Origin of the sequence: Bradyrhizobium lupini, from assembly GCF_040939785.1 — a bacterium.
Lineage (GTDB): Bacteria > Pseudomonadota > Alphaproteobacteria > Rhizobiales > Xanthobacteraceae > Bradyrhizobium > Bradyrhizobium canariense_D.
Genome location: NZ_CP162553.1, coordinates 2,379,747 through 2,399,418, shown reverse-complemented (window position 1 = coordinate 2,399,418; position 19,672 = coordinate 2,379,747). Strand labels below are relative to the sequence as shown.

The 19,672-nt window shown below is 59.0% G+C and carries 12 protein-coding genes and 2 pseudogenes; 13 read left to right on the top strand and 1 reads right to left on the bottom strand.

The window, feature by feature from the left end; all coding sequences use genetic code 11:
• Positions 1–2,260: 2,260 nt before the first annotated feature.
• Positions 2,261–3,205 (bottom strand): LysR family transcriptional regulator, encoded by a 945-nt coding sequence (locus AB3L03_RS11590; RefSeq protein ID WP_007605762.1) that lies wholly within the window; start codon positions 3,203–3,205, stop codon positions 2,261–2,263.
• A 465-nt stretch (positions 3,206–3,670) separates the two neighbouring features.
• Between AB3L03_RS11590 and AB3L03_RS11585 the strand changes: the two genes are divergently transcribed.
• The 13 genes and pseudogenes from AB3L03_RS11585 to AB3L03_RS11525 all read left to right on the top strand — a co-directional run bounded on the left by AB3L03_RS11585 (position 3,671) and on the right by AB3L03_RS11525 (position 19,111).
• Positions 3,671–4,063, top strand: coding sequence for a response regulator transcription factor (locus tag AB3L03_RS11585; RefSeq protein WP_368508620.1), 393 nt, complete (start codon positions 3,671–3,673; stop codon positions 4,061–4,063).
• Positions 4,060–4,692 (top strand): NodA family N-acyltransferase, encoded by a 633-nt coding sequence (locus AB3L03_RS11580; RefSeq protein WP_085383207.1) that lies wholly within the window; start codon positions 4,060–4,062, stop codon positions 4,690–4,692. Before AB3L03_RS11585 ends, AB3L03_RS11580 begins: the two co-directional genes overlap by 4 nt.
• Positions 4,689–5,348: a chitooligosaccharide deacetylase NodB gene (gene nodB, locus AB3L03_RS11575; RefSeq protein ID WP_085383206.1), complete on the top strand. Its 660-nt coding sequence runs from the start codon at positions 4,689–4,691 to the stop codon at positions 5,346–5,348. Before AB3L03_RS11580 ends, nodB begins: the two co-directional genes overlap by 4 nt.
• Positions 5,349–5,362: 14 nt before the next feature.
• A complete protein-coding gene (gene nodC, locus AB3L03_RS11570) occupies positions 5,363–6,721 on the top strand; it encodes a chitooligosaccharide synthase NodC (protein ID WP_368508619.1) in 1,359 nt (452 codons plus the stop codon).
• A 23-nt stretch (positions 6,722–6,744) separates the two neighbouring features.
• Entirely contained in the window at positions 6,745–7,374 is a 630-nt protein-coding gene (gene nodS / locus AB3L03_RS11565) for a nodulation methyltransferase NodS (RefSeq protein WP_085383599.1), read from the top strand.
• 11 nt (positions 7,375–7,385) lie between these two features.
• Positions 7,386–9,098, top strand: a complete 1,713-nt coding sequence (nodU, locus tag AB3L03_RS11560; protein ID WP_368508618.1) for a nodulation protein NodU — start codon at positions 7,386–7,388, stop codon at positions 9,096–9,098.
• A gap of 4 nt (positions 9,099–9,102) precedes the next feature.
• Entirely contained in the window at positions 9,103–10,017 is a 915-nt protein-coding gene (gene nodI / locus AB3L03_RS11555; protein ID WP_007605792.1) for a nodulation factor ABC transporter ATP-binding protein NodI, read from the top strand.
• A 3-nt stretch (positions 10,018–10,020) separates the two neighbouring features.
• Positions 10,021–10,809 (top strand): ABC transporter permease, encoded by a 789-nt coding sequence (locus AB3L03_RS11550; RefSeq protein ID WP_085359115.1) that lies wholly within the window; start codon positions 10,021–10,023, stop codon positions 10,807–10,809.
• Positions 10,810–11,007: 198 nt separating this feature from the next.
• Positions 11,008–13,021, top strand: a pseudogene (locus tag AB3L03_RS11545) (carbamoyltransferase).
• A gap of 120 nt (positions 13,022–13,141) precedes the next feature.
• A complete protein-coding gene (locus AB3L03_RS11540; RefSeq protein ID WP_368509036.1) occupies positions 13,142–14,161 on the top strand; it encodes a nodulation protein NodZ in 1,020 nt (339 codons plus the stop codon).
• Between the two features lie 886 nt (positions 14,162–15,047).
• Positions 15,048–15,814 (top strand): annotated as a pseudogene (locus AB3L03_RS11535) (SDR family NAD(P)-dependent oxidoreductase).
• Positions 15,815–16,060: 246 nt separating this feature from the next.
• Entirely contained in the window at positions 16,061–17,815 is a 1,755-nt protein-coding gene (gene nifA, locus AB3L03_RS11530) for a nif-specific transcriptional activator NifA (protein WP_368508617.1), read from the top strand.
• Positions 17,816–18,253: 438 nt separating this feature from the next.
• Complete coding sequence (locus tag AB3L03_RS11525; RefSeq protein WP_368508616.1) at positions 18,254–19,111, top strand: nitrogen fixation protein FixA; 858 nt, start codon at positions 18,254–18,256, stop codon at positions 19,109–19,111.
• The last annotated feature ends 561 nt before the right edge of the window (positions 19,112–19,672 follow it).

The following is a 19,672-nucleotide window of genomic DNA, read 5'->3' as shown; positions in this document are numbered from 1 at the left end:
CGCCGCACGTGACGAAGCCGTTTGGCTGTGGTGGGGCAAAAAGGAGACGGAGCGGCGACGTGTGCGAAAGATTGTGACGGGTGCGTCCACGTGGTGCCGTTGTGCAACACGGCGTTTGCTTCCCTTTTGCCAAGAGCGCACTAACCGAAACTGTACAATGTCTCCTCGATCCTGCAGCAGCGGTGCCTATTTGCGGCCTGATCATCAGGAGAAGCGAAAGCATGTGCGTGGCAACCCGCTGAGACACGGCCTCCCGAAACGGGAAGCCCAGACACAGCACTGATCTGACCAGATGGCTCTTTTTCAGTCGCAATCCTTGCTGTGACGTCTATTACCTACGCGCGCGGTGCGGTTGATTGGGTTGATTATCGTAGATCAGTCGCGCGATCACGTGCGCGGCGCGGCGGCCGGCTCGGCGCCTAACAGCTTTTTCGACCGTCGGCTAGCCCTCTTGTGTTGGCAATGTGGGCTCGAAGGCGTCGCTCGCGCGATTGCTCCCAGGTTTTGAGTGCCGGAAGATGATGGCTGCTCTTCAACGACGCAGGTCCGCCGCCGTAAACGTCGGGAGAATGAGGGGAGACGGAGCTCAAGACCAGTCCTGAAGACATCATCTCAACGCAGGCGCATCTGAAGCGCCTGGCAAAACGTTGCTCCCAATTTAAGGACCGGGTCTCGAACAATCGTGCCATATCCGTCGCATGTGGCGGCACTCAAAACGCGTCTACGGCCGCCCCAGGTGCCGCGCGCTCACGCCCGGGGAAAGCCTTGGCATAACTAATACAGCAATAACTTGCGTGTTTAGGCTTGCGCCGGCTCGGTGTCGCGGAGCGCAGTACATCGGACGGCCCTCGGCAGATGTAATCCACCCGAAGTGCAAGGATTCCTAGCGACACTGCCTTTGCAGAATCACTTGGCAAGCCTTTGGTAGCCTCGCTATACGGGTCCGCAATAGCAAAGCAGAGATGCTGTAGCTTGGTGGAGGAGTTTAATGCGCGTCTTAAGACCGTGCTCAAGTCAAAGCGACTTCCCAGATCGGGGGGCAGTGTCTGGCGGATTCGCCGTAAGGATCCCATCGAACATAAGGCTCGACGGCGAGCTGTCGCGGTATTGGCTTGCTCGTCCGGCCGCTCACTCACTCAATTCCAGCCTCTAACAGTATCGCTTTGGCAAGCGCGCTGGACATAGATGCTTCGGGTAAGATAGGCAAATCATCTTGCCGCAGCAAAGGAGCCCTTCGGGGTCAGCGGTGCGAGGCAGCAGCTCGAGATGGACGGCGGTGGCGCGGTGTGAGTCACGCCGCGATCTTTCGAAAAACACGATTGTTGCGACATCGGAAAGAAGGACCCCGCGCCGATGATCCGATTTGGCTCGGGTGAACATGTCGGCCGAAATGATCGAAAGCTGGAGGAGGAGCAGGCTTGGCGAATGCGAGCGGCGAGCGCTTACGCGGGCGCACCTTGGCACAGTTGCGGTCCTCTCATCATGAGCACTCCTCACCGCAACACGCGCGCAGCCGGAAAAGTGCCGCCAGCTGATGTCACTTGATCCGGGTTGGTCCTGCGGTCTGCAAGCTTGCAGTTGCACTCGATCACGCGGCATCGCTCGCATCGAGAGGAAGATAAGCGCCGCCGAGAGAGGAAGTGTTCCGAATTTCCATTGTGACATTGTGCAAAGACACGCAGTCTTCCCCGCCCATCCGGGTTTGCGGTTGGCTTTGGGGTGCGCGATCGTGGGCGGCGTTTGCGTTCAGCTTTCATGTTGATTCGACCTGAACGAGCAGGAAGCGCCTCTGCCGGTCATCAGCCATTTGTATCTAGTGGCGCGCTTCGGGACTAACTCCATCGCTGTTGAAGGCAATGAGATCCACCAGTTCAGGCAAACAGCGATGCGGGTTCGCTACCAGGTGAAGCCTGCAACTTCGATCGCAGGTGCTGGCCTTGAACCTGACGCGGCGTGCGATTCAAGCGAGTTTGGTGCTGAGGCCGAACATTGTTCGCCGGACAGGCCACATAATTTTTGCGTACTCTGAAGCTGGCGCATGCACCTGTGATGCGGTCCCGTCCGAATCAGCGGAAAGTCCTTAGCCGCCAAGCGAGCTGTGTGATGCGCAGGATCGTCACGGCACCGCGAGTCAATCGGCTGCGACTTACGCTTAAGCGCGCTTTTTTTCACTGTGCCAAACGTCAATCAGAGGACCGGGGGCTTCGGGCCTGGCGTAAGTCCGGTTAGCGGGAGCAGGCCGCAACCGGCCCGAACAGTCCTAGGACGGGCCGTGACATTGGCTGATCTCGGACGGAGAGACCATCGTGGATGCCTGCTGCAAGAATATGTTGCGCAACCACATGCTTGCAGGATCAGTATTATGAATGGCGGGCCATTGGACGGCCTCTGTGAATGTGAGAAGTCGCAGGGGAGGTTCGACAACCCGCAGCGGCATCGTCTGTGCGAAATGGCTGACCAATCTTGAGGGCATGCTCGCTATACGGTTGGTGCCCAATAACATAGGCGGAATCATGCCAAAACCCTGCACCGCGACCTCGGTGCGTATCTTGAAACCATGCTCGAGCAAGAGCCATTCGTGGAAGGAGGGCCTCAGGGAGCGCCCGAACTGGGCTTCCACGTGCCCGATCGAGATGTATTTCTCGAACGTGAGACGCGAAGCGAGCTGCTTGTTCATGGGGCAGCCCACGCAGACGAAAGTGTCCTCGAACAGAGCCGCCTTCGGATGCGCGCTCGACATGAACATCTGCGGATACATGAGAAAATCGACTTCACCGCGCCGGAGAAGCTCATCAGGTTCCTCTGCGGGCGGCAGCAACTCGAAACTGATTGTTGGTGCTTCCCGCGCGACGCGGTCCACGACCCCTCGAAGAAACACGACAGTCATGAAGTCGGACAGGATGATCCTAAATCGCCGATTCGATTGAGACGGATCGAATCCGTCTGGAGAAATAATGGAGTGCTGAATGTGAGCGAGAGCCTCGCGAATCGGGGCTGCGAGCGCTTCAGCCCGCGGCGTTGGGACAAGCTTCCGTCCTTTCATGGTGAATAGCTCATCGCGAAAGTAAGTGCGAAGCCGCGCGACGGCGGCACTCATGGCAGGTTGACTGAGGTTGATGCTTCTTGCCGCCGTAGTGAGATTGCCTTGCGTCACCAGGGCGTCGAACGCGACGAGGAGATTCAGATCAAGGCCCTTGAAACGCATAATCCGGAGCGATCCACGCTGTGAATGTGTTCTATCGATATATTCGATTTTACCATTTGTACCGAATGAGGATAGCAAACGATAGTTTAGCGAGATGTCAGATCCATCAGAATGGTTACAAATCGTTGCGCGTCTCAGCCCTGCGCTCGGTATCAATCAAGACGTCTCGATCGTGGCGTCGCAGTTTCGCGCGTGTTGCGCAAGCCATATCGGCGTGAGCTAGAACGATCGGAATCCGTAAAGTTGCGTGGGCGTATACGACGAGCAAACCATCGTATGGCTTCGCCAACCCATTCTATATCCACCGTGTACCGCCGTAGAATTGAGCGAACCCTCAACCAGGCCGTAGATTGCCGTCCGGTCGCACCCCTCCGGTTGCGGGTGCCAAATGTGCCTTGGTCGCATCCGATTGGATTGCGTCCTTGCGACGGTGAAATCGTGCGGAACATGCAAGCGAAGGCGTCCTTGGCGAATCTGATGAAAGTTGCGCACACGCGCGATGTGGTCGCGATTGTGAATGCAGATCAGTCAGTGCGTGAAGATCTGACGGATATGGTCTTTTCCGCAGGTTACGTGCCTGAACCATTCGAGAGCGCAGAGGGTTTCTCGAAATCAGACCGCCGTTCGATCACGTCGTGCTTGACCGCGGACATGCACCCGAGCGCGATGAGTGGCCTCGAGCTCCTCGATCATCTGGTTGCATCCGGAGGCGCGATTCCCACCGTTCTGCTCACAGGCCATTCCGAACACGATGTGAGGCGAGGCCCTGGACTCCAGTTCATGAGCAAGCCTTTCGAAGGTAGCGAACTGCTGGCCTGCGTCAGGAGCCAGATAGCGAACAGGAATGACGCCCTATGAACATGATCGTGCCCGAATCCAAACGAGGTGTTTCGGCGCGCCCTCCGGTCCGTTGGAGGTTGTGCTGGGAGAATGACCTTGAACTTGCTGACCATATTGAATTATCCGACTTCTTCCGGAAGACCTATGGTCCGACCGGGGAATTCAATGCAAAGCCCTTTGAAGGTCATCGAAGCTGGGCCGGCGCAAGGCCTGAAATTCGGGCAATCGGCTACGATGATCGTGGCGTTGCGATTCACATCGCGGCACTACGCCGCTTCATAAAAGTTGGTCAGACCGATCTGCTCGTGGCTGAACTCGGATTGTACGGGGTTCGCCCGGATCTGGAGGGGCTTGGAATAACCCACTCGATCCGAGTGATGTATCCCGTATTGCGAGATCTTGGCGTGCCGTTCGGCTTTGGCACGGTCCGAGCTGCCCTGCAGAAACATATTACCAGGCTGCTCGGGCGACAGGGATTGGCGACTGTTCTGCCAGGGCTTCGCGTCCGGTCCGCTCGTCCGGACATCTACCTCACTGTGCCTCCGACGCGTGTGGAGGACGTGGTCGGCCTCGTTCTGCCGATTGGGAGACCCATGAGCGAATGGCCGGCGGGTGACACGATCGAACGGAACGGGCCAGAACTGTGAGGTCCACAAACGACGCGACTGAAGCGCGGAGCGACTACGCCGATGCCGGCGGAGAGCCTTGCGTCTATCTGAGCTTTGATGATGGTCCCAACCCGCTTTGCACGCCGGCTATCCTGGATGTTCTGGCGCAGCATCGGACGCCCGCCACCTTCTGCGTGATCGGTGCATACGCGGCGGCCCAGCCACAGGTGATCCAGCGCATCATTGCAGAAGGGCACGAGGTCGCAAACCACACAATGACGCACCCGGACTTGGCCAAATGCATAGCCGATGAGGTGGAATACGAGATCCTCACGACGAATAAGGTCATTGGAATGGCCTGCCCCGGGGCCTCTGTGCGGCACATGCGTGCGCCGTACGGGATCTGGAGCAAGGAGGCCTTCGCCGTGTCGGCGAAGGCCGAACTGGCAGCCCTGCACTGGTCGGTCGACCCGCAAGACTGGTCGCGTCCCGGCGTCGAGGCGATTGTTGCCGCGGTGCTGGCCTCGGTCCAGCCGGGCGCAATCGTGCTCCTGCACGACGGATGCCCTCCCGACGAGTTGGGACGCCGCCCTCATGCTGGTCGGCGCGACCAGACCGTGACGGCGCTCGCCCAACTCATTCCAGCACTGCATGACCGTGGATTTGCAATCCGGTCGCTTCCTCAACCTCACTGAATAGATCGATTCCCATGAGCCTGCTTGCCACCATCAGCACCGCTGCTGTTGCCTCCTACGCGTTCCTCTCCAGCGTCCACAAGAGCGCGCAGGCGCTTTATGCGCTGCGAAGCGACGCTCCACTGCCGCCGTACGACCGGGTCGACGCCGATGCTCTGCCCAGCGTCGATGTCATCGTGCCCTGCTTCAACGAGGACCCGCGCACGCTGGCGGCCTGCCTGAAGTCTATCGCAAGTCAGGATTACCCAGGACGATTGCAGGTCTACGTGGTCGACGACGGCTCGGCAAATGTCGGCGCAGTGGCCGCGGTCCACGCGAGCTACGCGTATGACCCGAGATTCACCATCATTCTGCTGCCAAGCAATGTTGGAAAACGCAAGGCGCAGATCGCAGCGATTCGCCGCTCATTCGGCGATCTCGTGCTCAACGTCGACTCCGACACGGAAATCGACAGCGACGTGGTCAGCAAGCTCGTGCGCAAGATGCAGGATCCAGCCGTCGGCGCGGCCATGGGCCAATTGAAGGCCAGCAACCGAAACGACAGCTGGCTGACCCGATTGATCGACATGGAGTACTGGTTGGCTTGCAACGAGGAGCGCGCGGCGCAGACGCGGTTTGGTGCCGTCATGTGCTGCTGTGGGCCGTGCGCCATGTACCGGCGCTCCGCGCTGCTGTTGCTGCTCGAGCAATACGAGACGCAGTTCTTCCGGGGAAAACCCAGCGACTTCGGTGAGGACCGTCATCTGACCATCCTCATGCTCAAGGCAGGGTTCCGAACGGAGTACGTTCCGGACGCCATCGCCGCCACGGTGGTCCCGGACACGCTCTTGCCGTATCTGCGCCAACAGCTCCGCTGGGCGCGCAGCACCTACCGCGACACCCTGCTCGGTTTGCACCTGCTGCCCAGCCTCGACCGGTACCTCACGCTGGACGTGATTGGACAGAACCTCGGCCCGCTGCTGCTCGCCATCTCATCGATTGCCGCGCTCGCTCAGCTCGCGCTCACGGGCACCGTGCCCTGGTGGACCGGTCTGACCATCGTCGCGATGACCCTGATTCGATGCAGCGTGGCCGCCCTGCGCGCTGGCGAGCTTCGATTTCTCGGCTTCTCGCTGCACACCCCGATCAACATCTTCCTCCTGCTCCCGATGAAAGCCTATGCGCTCTGTACCTTGAGCAACAGCGATTGGCTCTCGCGCAAAATAGCGGAATCATCAGACGGTGATGAATCGATTGCCTCGATCGAAGACGCGACAACAGGACCAAGCCTCAACCTCGCATCGGAAACGCCTGGCTCAATTCGCAGGGCAGGTCTTTCGCGCGCTCCATCGCAGCTGATCGCGCCGGATGGCATTGCGGCCGAGACTGAGTGAGCAGCTTTGTAGGAGATTAGGTCGTGAACGTGCATCAGACATATCAATCGTTGGAACGGGAGCTGTCCAATGAGGATCCGTGGCGGCTCGACGACAATCCGTTCGAACGTGAGCGTCACACCCAATTGCTGCGGCTGTCGCTGTCGAACAGCGTCGTCTCAAATGGCCTCGAAATCGGGTGCGCGGCCGGTGCGTTTACAGAGAAGCTTGCTCCTCACTGCAAACGGCTCACGGTCATCGATGTTATGCCGCGAGCGATCGGTCGCGCGGTCCAGCGTACCAAGAGGTGGTCGCATATCAGCTGGGCGGCGACTGACATTCTGCAGTTCTCGGCCGCAGAGCTGTTCGATCTGATCGTGGTCGCCGAAGTTCTCTATTATCTCGAAGACATGACACAAATGCGTACTGCAGTCGACAACATGGTCAAGATGCTTGCTCCAGGTGGGCATCTGGTCTTCGGATCCGCACGTGATGCGACCTGCAAGCGATGGGGGCATGTCGCTGGCGCCGAGACGGTCATCACGATTTTGACTGAAGCGCTCATTGAGGTCGAACGCGTGCAGTGCCAGGGGCAGTCGGCTGACGAAGACTGCCTGTTGGTCCGCTTTCGCAATCCGGAGCGATCTTCGATCCGACCCAACGACCGAACCTGAAAGGAGCCACTATGCGTATCTGCGGTATCAAGTTGACGCATGACGGGGCAGTCGCTCTGATTGAGGACGGGCGAGTGGTGTTCTGCCTCGAGCAGGAGAAGCTGAACAACAATCCGCGTTATCAAACCATCGACAATCTGGATTCCGTTGTTAGCGCCTTGGCGGAGCACGGGCTCAATCCGAGCGACGTCGATCAGTTCGTCATCGATGGCTGGGATGGAGAGTTCAGATCGCAGTTTGAAGTCCTTAGTGGGACGACGACCGTTAAGCTCAAGGGCGCGCCGTATGTCGAACGCCAAGGCGATAGCCCCCTCGCCTCCCGCGATCGCATCGGCCTTATGCTTGATGGGAAACTATATCCCTATCAAAGCTATCCGCATGTCACCGGGCACGTAGCATCCGCATACTGCACCAGCTCGTTTGCCAAATCCGCACAATCTGCTTTCTGCTTGGTGTGGGACGGCTGCATGTTTCCGCGCCTCTACTATGTCGAGCCGCACGGCATCCGGTTCATCGAGTGCCTGTTTCCGATGATAGGCCACGCTTATGCGGCGGCAGGACATCACTTTGGACCTTACAGGCGGGCAGACCGGACCAGCTGGGATCTCGGCATCGCCGGCAAGCTGATGGCCTATATCGCGCTGGGAGCTCCGGACGAGGAGATTATTGCGACGTTTCAGGAGCTTTATCAGGCGCACTTTGCCACGGATGCTGAGGGCGCTTGTCATAAGCTTGCACAGATCAACAGCTCACTATCACCACTTGAAGCTCTGCACGACTTCTTCGATGCGTGCGCACTGCGATTGAAGGCCAAGCAAGCCGAAGACATCCTTGCGTCATTTCACGTCTTTCTAGAGCGCCTGCTGGTTCGCACAATTGCTGATGTTGTGCAGCGACATTCGGATCTTGCGGGGGTGCGTAACCTCTGCATAGCCGGCGGCTGTGGCCTGAATATCAAGTGGAATAGTGCATTTCGTGCGACCGGCCTGTTCGACGACGTGTGGGTGCCGCCCTTTCCGAACGACAGTGGCTCAGCGATCGGTGCTGCTTGCTGTGCACTGGCGGCACAGCAAGGCTTTAGAGCTCTGGAATGGACGGTCTACAGTGGACCGGCCGTTCGTCCCAGCGAAGTCCCGCCCGGATGGGACGGCGCGCCCTGCACTATGGGCGAACTTGCGGCAATCCTCGCGAGTGACAAGCCCGTGATCTTCCTTGCCGGGCGTGCCGAGCTCGGACCACGTGCGTTGGGTGGCAGAAGCATTCTCGCGGCTGCGAGCTGGGAGGGAATGAAAGACCATCTCAACGACGTCAAGCTTCGAGAGCATTTCAGGCCGGTAGCGCCGATATGCCTGGAGGATCGTGCGGCGGAGATTTTTAGCCCTGGAGTACCCGATCCGTACATGCTGTTCGATCACCAGACGCGACCGGAATGGCGGGACAAAATTCCCGCGGTCGTGCATCTCGATGGATCTGCTCGCCTACAGACCGTTTCCAGAACATCTCAGCATAAAGTGGTCGAGCTTCTCATCGCGTACGAGAAGCTCACAGCCATTCCCCTGCTTTGCAATACCAGCGCCAATTTGCATGGACGCGGCTTTTTCCCGGATGCTGCCGCCGCGTGCCAGTGGGGACGCATCGATCACGTGTGGTGTGACGGCCTGCTTTGGACGAAAAAGCACGCGACCAAGGACGCGGTGCGAACAACGTCCGTCGCGGTCGCGTAAGCAAATGTCAACCCCGGCAATCGACCTTTTCGAGGTCAGCAAGTCCTACAAGGACCGGACCGTCGTGGACGCTCTTTCGTTTACGGTCTCGCCCGGAGAGTGCTTCGGTCTGCTGGGACCAAACGGCGCGGGTAAAAGTACGCTTGCGCGATTGATCCTGGGTGTTGCATCGCCCGACGCAGGTAAGATCCACGTGCTTGGCGAGCCGGTGCCGGCACATGCGCCGTTGGCGCGTCGGGGCATCGGGGTTGTCCCACAGTTCGATAACCTTGATCTTCAGCTCACCGTGCGCGAAAACTTGCTCGTTTTCGGTCGCTACTTCGGCATGAGCGCGACCGAGGTCAACGCGGTGACGCCGTCACTGCTCGAATTCGCCCGCTTGGAGAACAAGGCGGACGCCCGCGTCGCCGAACTGTCCGGCGGCATGAAGCGGCGGCTGACGCTGGCACGTGCCCTCATTAACGACCCGCAGGTATTGGTACTTGACGAGCCGACGACTGGCCTCGATCCGCATGGCCGTCATCTCATCTGGGAACGCTTGCGCTGGCTATTAGCGCGCGGCAAAACGATTCTTCTCACCACCCATTTCATGGAAGAGGCGGAGCGATTGTGCGACCGCCTGTGCGTGCTTGAGCACGGCCGCAAGATCGCCGAAGGGCAGCCTCATGCTCTGATCGAGCAGCAGATCGGGTGTCAGGTGATCGAGATTTACGGTGGTGACCCGCATGAGTTGCTGCCGCTGGTCAGAACCCAAGTGCAGCACGCTGAGGTGAGCGGGGAGACGCTGTTTTGCTATGTCAAGGATCCCGAGCAGGTGCGTCGCCGGCTTGGCAACCGTACGGATCTCCGCCTTCTGCAGCGTCCTCCAAATCTGGAGGATGTCTTCTTACGGCTAACCGGGCGAGAGATGAAGGACTGAACGATGTGGCAACGTTTTGCGTCCGCGCTCCCTGCCAATCCATGGAATTGGATCGCGGTATGGCGCCGCAACTTTCTGGTCTGGCGGAAAGTCGCTCTGGCGTCGATTCTTGGGAATCTGGCCGAGCCGATGAGCTCTCTGTTCGGTCTTGGTTTTGGCCTCGGAATGATCGTAGGTGGCGTTGAGGGGACTTCATACATTGCGTTTCTGGCGGCTGGTATGGTCGCCACAAGCGCAATGGTCTCCTCAACCTTTGAAACCATCTATGGGGCTTACGCTCGCATGCAGACAGGTTGCACGTGGGAGGCAGTGCTCTGTACGCCTCTTACGCTCGGCGACATTGTTCTAGGTGAAGTGGCATGGGCAGCGAGCAAGGCCTTGCTCGCCGGGACGGCGATCACGATTGTTGCCGTCGCGCTGGGGTATGCAGAGTGGTCGTCCATTCCCTATGCGTTACCAGCCATCGCCCTCACTGGCGTTGCTTTCGCGAGCCTCGCAATGGTCGTTTCAGCTCTTGCACCGAGCCACGACTATTTCATCTTCTACCAATCACTTATCCTAACGCCCATGATGTATTTGAGCGGGGCGATCTTCCCAATCAGCCAGCTGCCTGGTTCATTTCAACGCATCGCGGCCTTGTTGCCCCTGACACATTCGGTCGATCTCATTCGTCCAGCAATGCTCGGTCGGCCGGTCGACAGCGTCGGTTTGCATGTGGGCGCACTTTGCATCTACGCAGCCATTCCCTTCATCGTCTCAGCTGCGCTGCTTCGGCAACGCCTGATGCGGTGAGAGGAACAAGACTTAAAGCGAAGCGTCGCGCGTGCGAGATCAGACACGGGACGTAACGAACTTTCGGTTCGCGGCCGACGCTTATACGAGCCTCGTTTCGTTGGCGATGCCTGCGGCCCCGCGGCGACGTGCAGCCTACTCGCCAACCAAGCGATATGAAATAGGCCAACAGGCCTCTCAAAATGAACGGAGAACAAGATGCTGTGTCTAGGATTGAGTGGCGGGCTTGACAGGGTCTATGAAAACCCGCTGCAACTACCGAACACGTTTCTGCACGACGGCGCCGCGGTGCTCGTCAAGGACGGTCGCGTGATCGCCGCCGTTGAAGAGGAGCGCCTCAACCGCATCAAACATTCGAACAAGCTCCCGAGCAGTGCGATTGAATACTGTCTAGCAGCCGCGGGTGTGGAGTTTCGCGACGTCGATCGTATTGCGTTCTACGCGACTGAAGCCTACTGCAATTCGATGCTCGAACGGTTGTTCATTTCACAACCTGAGATCTCAATTCCGCTGGATGCGAATCTCCTGTTGCGGCACCTTCTCGCGGCAGAGTTCGGTACCCAAGTTGACCCTTCGCGGGTGTCATTCGTAGGTCATCATCAGGCCCATGCCGTAAGCGCTTTGGCAATGTCCGGTTTTGAAGAAAGCCTGGTTCTCGCGATCGACGGCTGTGGCGACTTCCTCTCGGGTCTGTTGGCGGTGGGGTCGGGCACCGAAATGACCGAGCTCATGACGTTTCCAGAGACCAACTCTCTCGGACTGTTCTATCTGGAAACGATCCGATACCTCGGCTACGGCCTGTTCGACGAATATAAGGTCATGGGATTGGCTCCTTATGGAGATCCCGCTCGCTATCGCGAGCTTTTCTCCCAATTTTATGAGCTCTCCCCCAACGGTGCCTACCGCGTTCACCTCGACCGTATCGGCCCGGCATTGCTGCGCAATATCGAGGTCCGGCGAAAGGGAATGCCGTTCACGCAACAGCACCGAGATGTGAGCGCTTCATTGCAGGAGGCGCTGGAGCGTATCGTCTTTCACATTCTTCGGCATTATCGTGAGCAGACCGGAATGAAACGGTTGTGCCTGGCTGGCGGGGTGGCCCACAACTGCACGCTAAACGGAAAACTGCTGTACTCAGGCCTGTTCGAAGAGATTTTTGTGCAGCCGGCCTCGCATGATGCCGGATGCGCATTGGGTGCGGCGCTGATGGTATCGAACGAGGCCGGGCAGGCTCCGCCCCGCGAACGACTACAGGCGGTTTATTGGGGGCCCGATGTCGGCAGCGACGACAGCATTGAACAGGAACTGAAGGGATGGGCCGGACACCTCGAGATTGAACGGACCGCTGACGTCGCAGCAAGAGCAGCCGAGTGGATCGCTGATGGCGCTGTGATCGGGTGGGTACAGGGCCGGTCCGAGTTCGGCCCTCGTGCGCTCGGCAACCGCAGCATTCTTGCGGACCCGAGGCCCGCGGCAAACAAGGACCGGATCAATGCGATGGTCAAGAAGCGCGAGAGTTATCGACCGTTCGCGCCATCGGTTCTCGAGGAGGATGCGGGCGCGTTCTTTGAGTTGCCGGATGGTCGTGCAGAATATCCCTTCATGAATTTCGTCGTTCGCGTGCGCGAGATCCATGCGTGCGTTGCTGGGCGCGATCACGCATATCGATGGTACGGCTCGGCTGCAAACGGTGTCCCGCACGAGCAATGCCGCCTATTGGGAACTTATCAATGCGTTCAAAGCTCGGACGGGCGTCCCGATTCTGCTTAATACGTCGTTCAACAACAATTCCGAACCGATCGTAGATTCCGTTGCCGATGCGATTACGGCGTTCTTGTCGACCGAGCTGGATGGCCTTGTGGTCGGGTCATTCCTCATCAAAAAGCGGGCAACAACGCTCGAAAATTGGACCGCGCTTGCTGTATCACTGCCGCCCCATGTATCTCTTTACCGGGTTCGCGCTCATGCGGGCCGAGACCGCCAGGAGACAATCTGCGAGATCCGCATGGGTCACTCCAGCCATGACAGCGTACGCGTCTCGCACGACCTATTCGACATGCTGATGCAAATCGAGAAGGAAGCTGTTCTGGCCGATCTTCTCGCCAAGGTCACCTCTGACAGGACCAGGCGCGAAGCTCTCCTGAACGAACTGCGCGGGCTGTGGGATCAGCGTTGTATTCGGCTGCATCCGTCACAGACTGGGCCGTCGTAAAAGGTGCGTAATGTGACACCTCTAGCATGACCTGCCAATCGCAGTGCCGTGCAGGATGAGTTTGCGGGTTGGGTGACTTGCGTCCAGGTGACCAGCGCCCGGCGTGGATCGGCATCGCAGATGAGTTGGTGCGCCACACTCGCGCAACGAGAAGGGTTTGCTAACGTGACGAAGGAACGCTTTGTTGTTTCTCGGAGGCGCACCGGCTTTGGTGATTGCCTCTGGTCGTTGGCATCAGCCTGGTCGTACGCGCAGCGGACCGGGCGAACGCTCGTTATTGACTGGCGCGGTTCCTGTTATGTCGACCAACCGTTCAGCAATGCCTTTCCGGTGTTCTTCGAGCCGGTTGAGGAGATCGCTGGCGTGCCGGTGATTTGCGATGACAGGGTCAACCAGCTCTCGTTTCCCGGCCCGTTCTTCCCGCCGTGGTGGAATAGGCCATCGATCGACTGTATCAATCGTCCGGACGAGCAGATCTTCCGAGAACGTGACGAACTGACTGAGCTGTTCCAAGCAGGAGACGATAACGAGGCCAACACCATTGTCTGTGACGCTTGCCTGATGTGGCGTTGTGGTGAGGAAGCCGAACGACTGATCTTCCGAAACATCAAACTCAGGTCTGAGATTCGCGCGCGGATCGAGGACCTGTATGAGCAACACTTTAGCGGCCATAGTATCATCGGCGTTCATGTTCGGCACGGCAATGGCGAAGATATCATGGGGCATGCTCCGTACTGGGCCGATTCGGAGCTCGCTCTTCGTCAGGTCTGCATGGCAATCCGTAAAGCCATGGCTTTGCCATATCCAAAGCCTGTTAAGATCTTCCTGTGCACGGATAGCGCACAGGTGCTCGATCACATATCGGGTCTGTTTCCCGATATCTTCGCCGTACCAAAACGGTTCCAGGCCGGTCTGGCAGGGCCGTTGCATAGTGCGGAAATGGGAATTGAAGGTGGAGCTTCCGCGCTCATCGACATGTATCTTCTTGCGCGATGCGCCACCGTGATCCGCTTTCCTCCCACGAGCGCCTTTACGCGCTATGCCCGTCTGCTCGTGCCACGCATTATTGAATTCGATCTGAGCAATCCGGAGCAGTTGACCCTGGTCGATAATCCATGCGAGCATTTCGCGGCTTCATGAGGTGCCGCGAATCTGAACCTGAGCAATCGTCGCCTAGATCGTCGGCCTGATACTGCTGGCTTCCACAGCATCGGGTTTCGCAACGTCCGCAGCTGAGGGCTGACCGGCGCACTGCCGGGATGCAGTGGTACAGCGAATGCCCGGCGAAGCGTAGGCCAATGCCGGCGAGCGTCGGCGGCCTTGTCCCGGGATACGTCGGACCGCGACGTGTAAGTCGATTGACCGGAGAAAAGGTTAGGGTCCCGGCATCGCCGGGCCGAAACCGCCATCGGTGGCCACGCGGTGAAGAGCACGGCGATGGTGGCCCGGGCCGCCGAGGAATCTGACGTAGCAGACGGTCACGTCAGAATGTCCCAGCAGCAAGGACGCGCGTCAGGTATATCGCCGTTTCTGCGTTAATTCCTTCGCGGTCAGCTCGTCTTCTGGACGACGGCCTTGTTCATGCGCTGGTTGCGAAATACTTTCGACCGCATCTGATCAACGGCACGAGCCCCAGCCCACCGATGTCGAACCAGAGCCGCATCTGCGGCGGCGCGTCCAACCGAGGAAATTGAACGAACTGGCCATCGATCCTGATCTCCGCACAAAGGCAGCTAAACTATCTCCGCCAATTCGAATGAGCCACAGACCACCCCTGGAGTGCGACCCAGCCAACGCGCCCGGGGGCTTGACGCGGCGTTGCTGTTGTCGAAAAGCAAACAGGCCAGATGTTCAGAACCTGCCATTTGTCGCAAAAGTGCGCCCCTTATGCCCTGCGTCGCTTTGGCCCGGATCCTGCACCAGGTGCACAGCCGATGGGAGCGGAAGGGAGCCGCGTGTGAATCTAGATCTACCTGATGACAAAGCGGTCGTACCTCAATCGTCGGAAACGGACCCTAGCGGTCCAATTCACGCCGATCGAGCGGGCCGTCCGCTGCGCGAGCGAAAGACGCTGGTATTGACCGGGGCATCGCGCGGTATCGGTCGCGCCACCGGAAAATTGCTTTCGAAAGCCGGTTGGCGCATCATTTCTTGCGCGCGCCAACCATTGGACGCGGCGCGTCGCCCATCAGACTCAGAGGGCGACAGCTATATCGAAGTCGACCTGGGCGATCATCGGATGCTGCCGCGCGTGATTGCCGAGATCAAGGAGCGCCTTGCTGGCGCACCGTTGCACGGACTGGTAAACAATGCCGGCAACTCACCAAAAGCGGCAAACGGTACCAGGCTGACATCGCTGGCGACCTCAGTCGACACCTGGATGAGCGTGTTCCACCTCAATCTGGTGGCACCGATCCTACTCGCTCAAGGCCTGTTCGACGAATTAAAAAGGGCGTCAGGCTCGATCGTCAACGTGACGTCGATCGCCGGCTCGCGGGTGCATCCATTTGCAGGCTCGGCATATGCGACTTCGAAAGCTGCGCTCGCTTGTCTCACGCGCGAAATGGCGCACGATTACGCCGCGTATGGCATTCGGTCAATGCGATCGCGCCCGGCGAAATCAAGACGGACATTTTGTCGCCTGACACGGAAGCGCATCTTGTGCCAAAGATCCCACTCCGCCGAGTGGGTACACCCGAAGAGGTCGCCAAGGTCATTTTCTTCCTATGTTCAGATGCGGCAAGTTATGTCACCGGCGCCGAAGTGCCGATCAATGGCGGGCAACACTTATAATTCAATCAGCCCCTAAAGAGCCCTGGCTGTTCTGAGCTTCATCGATGGAAGTCATGTTGGCCGGGGTGAATCCGCGCAGCGAGTTGGAAAACAAAGCGGCAAAGCTAGTTACTCTAAGTGCTGCCGACGTGCCATGAAGACGGGTAATCTCTCGTCCCGCCCCGAGAACTGGATGTCAGATCGGGCATGCAACACGAATCCAACAAGTCCGATGGGGAGGATCGAGAAAGGAACGGAGAAGTCGTCATGCTAGACAGCATTTCCCTGCGCGAAAAGCCAAACTCAACCTCCGACGCGGACGCTTCCGCTTGTATTGTGCGGTCCCAAGAGAAATCGCTAAGCACGATTGTTGAAATAGCGCACACGCTCACTGGCCTATGTCGGCTCGAGGCTAAGCTGGCGAGCGTCATCGAGCGCCTGGGATCGCTCGTGCAGATGCGGCGCGGCATCGTATGTCTGTTCGAGCATGACGGCGGGCCGGAGATCATCGTAGAGGACGGCAGGAGCGAAGACCGCGATGCGCGCTGCCGGGTGCGCTTGCCGCAAGGAGCAATCGATCAAATCGTCGCGTCGGGGCAGCCGCTCATCGTGGAGAATGTAGCGCTGCATTCGGCCTTCAGTTCTTCGGACGTCGATATGCTAAATGCCGGCGGTCATACGCGTGTTGCGTTCATCGGCGTTCCCATAGACGTTGACGGCAAAGTTGCGGGTACGCTGAGCATTGACCTCATCGCGGACAATGGGACGCGTGCGCAGCTCGAGGACGACCGCCGCCTTCTGACGATGGTCGCCAGCCTGCTAGGCCAGACGACGAAGCTGCATTGCTCGTTTGTGCGCGATCGCGGGCGCCTTATGGACGAGGAGTTCCGGCTGCAGAAGCAACTCTCCGAGCTCAAGCCCCATGGGCGGGACCGTAAGAAGGTCCAAGTCGAGGGAATGATCGGCGACAGCCCGGCGCTGCGCGCGCTACTTAACAAGATCGAGGTCATCTCAAAATCAAATAGCACGGTTTTGTTGCGTGGCGAATCGGGGACCGGCAAAGAGCTGGTCGCGAAGGCTATTCACGAGCGTTCAGCGCGCGCCAAACGCCCCTTTATCAAGCTGAATTGCGCAGCCCTCACCGAGACCGTGCTGGAATCCGAATTGTTCGGACACGAGAAGGGGGCGTTTACGGGCGCATTCAACGCGCGCAAGGGGCGCTTCGAGATCGCCGACAAGGGAACGCTGTTTCTGGATGAGATTGGAGAGATCTCGGGCTCGTTTCAGGCGAAGCTTCTGCGCGTGCTTCAGGAGCAGGAATTCGAGCGGGTGGGCGGCAATCAGACGATCAAAGTCGACGTCCGCGTGATTGCGGCCACGAACAAAAATCTTGAAGAGGCGGTGGCAAGGAACGAGTTCCGTGCCGATCTCTATTACCGCATCAGCGTTGTTCCTCTGCTATTGCCGCCGCTGCGGGAAAGACGCACTGATATTCCGCTTCTCGCGGCTCGTTTTTTGAAGAACTTTAACAATGAGAACGGCCGTACTCTGGTATTCGATTCAAGTGCGATTGAGGTCCTCATGAATTGCGGATTTCCCGGCAACGTCCGTGAGCTCGAAAACTGCGTGCAGCGGACCGCGACGCTAGCCCGAGGATCGTCGATCGTAAGAGATGATTTTGCGTGCTGCCACGGGCAATGCCTGTCGGCTTTGCTATGGAAGTGTGGACCGGCGGAAATGGCCCGACAGCCGAGCCCGACAATCTCACTGCCCGCGAGGCTGAGCATGCCGCCAACACAAGCCGTCACACCCGTTCAGCCGGTGAGCAGCGAGCTGACACCGCTGGGGCCGCCCGGGCGCCCCGTGGTGGGTGCCGCGAAAGTCACCGATCGCGAGCGCGTCATCGCAGCCATGGAAAGATCCGGGTGGGTACAGGCGAAGGCGGCGCGCCTGCTTGGACTGACCCCGCGCCAGATTGGCTACGCCTTGCGAAGACACGGCATCGAGATCAAACGCTTCTGAGCCAAGCGCCGAGCTCGCTCCTCTCTCTCTCTCTCTCTCTCTCTCTCTCCTCTCTCGCTCGCGGCCGACTGGCATAGGAGAGCGTGGAAAAGAGGCGGTCGCCAGCTCGGATGCATGATCGGGATGCAGCGTTGTGCCTTGGGTTGGGATTTACTCGCCGGCGACGCGTAGGGCGTCTTCGCTTCGGCCAGTCTTGTCATCGTCTGTTTGCAACGTACGCGCCCTGAAAATGGCTTTGGCGTCGAAGCGGCGCGTGATCGCTGCGGCTCCGTTGCCGCCCCTGACTCCGATCAGCTTGAGATCACGCCGGTGCGTAAACCATCGCAGTTGCGACAACCGGCTCGTCGTCAGCCTGCATTCATTCCTCGTTGGCGAAATGCCTCGGATGGTATGACATTTGCTGCGTCGGGAGTCGGCTCGGCATCTTAGGAGAAGTACATGCACAGCATCGTCTGCATCAAACAGGTCCCCGACTCCGCGCAAATCCGCGTGCACCCTGTTACGAATACGATCATGCGCCAGGGCGTGCCGACAATCATCAACCCCTATGATCTCTTTGCATTGGAAGCTGCGCTCGAGCTAAGAGATCAATTCGGCGGCGAAGTCACCGTCCTGACGATGGGACCGCCGTCGGCCGAAGAATCTCTCCGAAAGGCACTGACATTTGGTGCCGATCGCGCTGTCCTGCTCACCGACCGTAGCTTTGCGGGCTCGGATACGCTGGCGACGAGTTACGCGTTGGCGAGCGCGATTCGCAACGTCGGCAAGGAATATGGCCCACCGGACGTCATATTCACCGGCAAGCAGACGATCGACGGCGATACGGCGCAGGTGGGACCTGGCATTGCAAGGCGGCTCGGGGTCCAGCAGCTCACCTATGTTTCCACGATCAAAGCGTTGGACCTCAAGCTACGGACCATCGAGGCCGAACGGCGCTGCGAAGGGGGCGTCCAGGTGTTGGGTTCCAAGCTGCCGTGTCTCGTCAGCATGTTAGAGGCAACAAATCAAATTCGCCGCGGCGCAATGATAGATGCGTTGCGTGCCGCCCGCACCACAATCGTAAAATGGAGCGCCCAAAGTGCTGGCGTGGATGACATGGCCAATTGCGGTCTGAGGGGATCGCCGACCGTGGTCAAGCGTGTGTTCGCGCCCTCCGCGCGAGCGGAGAAGGCGACGTGGGTGGAGGCGGCCGAGCAGCCGGCCCAAGCATTGATCGACGCTATGTTCAAGCGCAACCCTATGCTCGAAACGGAGCTCGCACAGCTCGCCTCATCTGCGCAAGCTCGCGGTGCGTGAAGTCACGGCTGATCGAGCGCAGCGAGCAACAGCCTGGGTCTGGTTACGCATTGGCCCGTCGCTCGTTGTACAGGCACGACCAAACTTCTCGACCACTCCCCGCCAGATGCGACAAGAAGGTGAACCTTCAACCTGGGTATCCGAGCGCCGAGAGGTCGGTATCGGACCAGGATACAAGACGGCCCGCTACGCTAACGTTTGTCGCTACCTGCGAGACGACCATTCCGCTGGGGAATTCACGCAGCCTGACGATGTGCGCGTTCGAGTTTTGTGGCGGCCGCACAGAATATCAGAGCGTGGAGCTCGCGCGACGGATCCCAGTCCTCGCGCGAAATCCGCCGTGTTTCACGCGACTGCAAGTGCGGGCAGCGCACCGTCCGACCACCGGACGGAATCGAGGTTGGCTGATAAGCTCAGCCTTTCTCGGTCAACATCACCGCCAGCTCGTCCCTACACTGCCCCAGATCACATAGGAAGAACCGTGATCGGCAGAACGGCCGCGCATCATCGTGAAAATCACCGCAGGGATAGTCGCGCACCAACTTCAGTTCAGCCTTGGGC

Coding starts and splice junctions, on each gene's coding strand:
- AB3L03_RS11590 (WP_007605762.1), bottom strand. CDS start 3,205: ATGCGTTTCAAGGGCCTTGATCTGAATCTCCTCGTCGCGTTCGACGCC.
- nodI (WP_007605792.1), top strand. CDS start 9,103: ATGTCAACCCCGGCAATCGACCTTTTCGAGGTCAGCAAGTCCTACAAG.
- nodC (WP_368508619.1), top strand. CDS start 5,363: ATGAGCCTGCTTGCCACCATCAGCACCGCTGCTGTTGCCTCCTACGCG.
- AB3L03_RS11540 (WP_368509036.1), top strand. CDS start 13,142: ATGAGTTGGTGCGCCACACTCGCGCAACGAGAAGGGTTTGCTAACGTG.
- nodU (WP_368508618.1), top strand. CDS start 7,386: ATGCGTATCTGCGGTATCAAGTTGACGCATGACGGGGCAGTCGCTCTG.
- AB3L03_RS11525 (WP_368508616.1), top strand. CDS start 18,254: ATGCACAGCATCGTCTGCATCAAACAGGTCCCCGACTCCGCGCAAATC.
- AB3L03_RS11580 (WP_085383207.1), top strand. CDS start 4,060: ATGAACATGATCGTGCCCGAATCCAAACGAGGTGTTTCGGCGCGCCCT.
- AB3L03_RS11550 (WP_085359115.1), top strand. CDS start 10,021: ATGTGGCAACGTTTTGCGTCCGCGCTCCCTGCCAATCCATGGAATTGG.
- nifA (WP_368508617.1), top strand. CDS start 16,061: ATGCTAGACAGCATTTCCCTGCGCGAAAAGCCAAACTCAACCTCCGAC.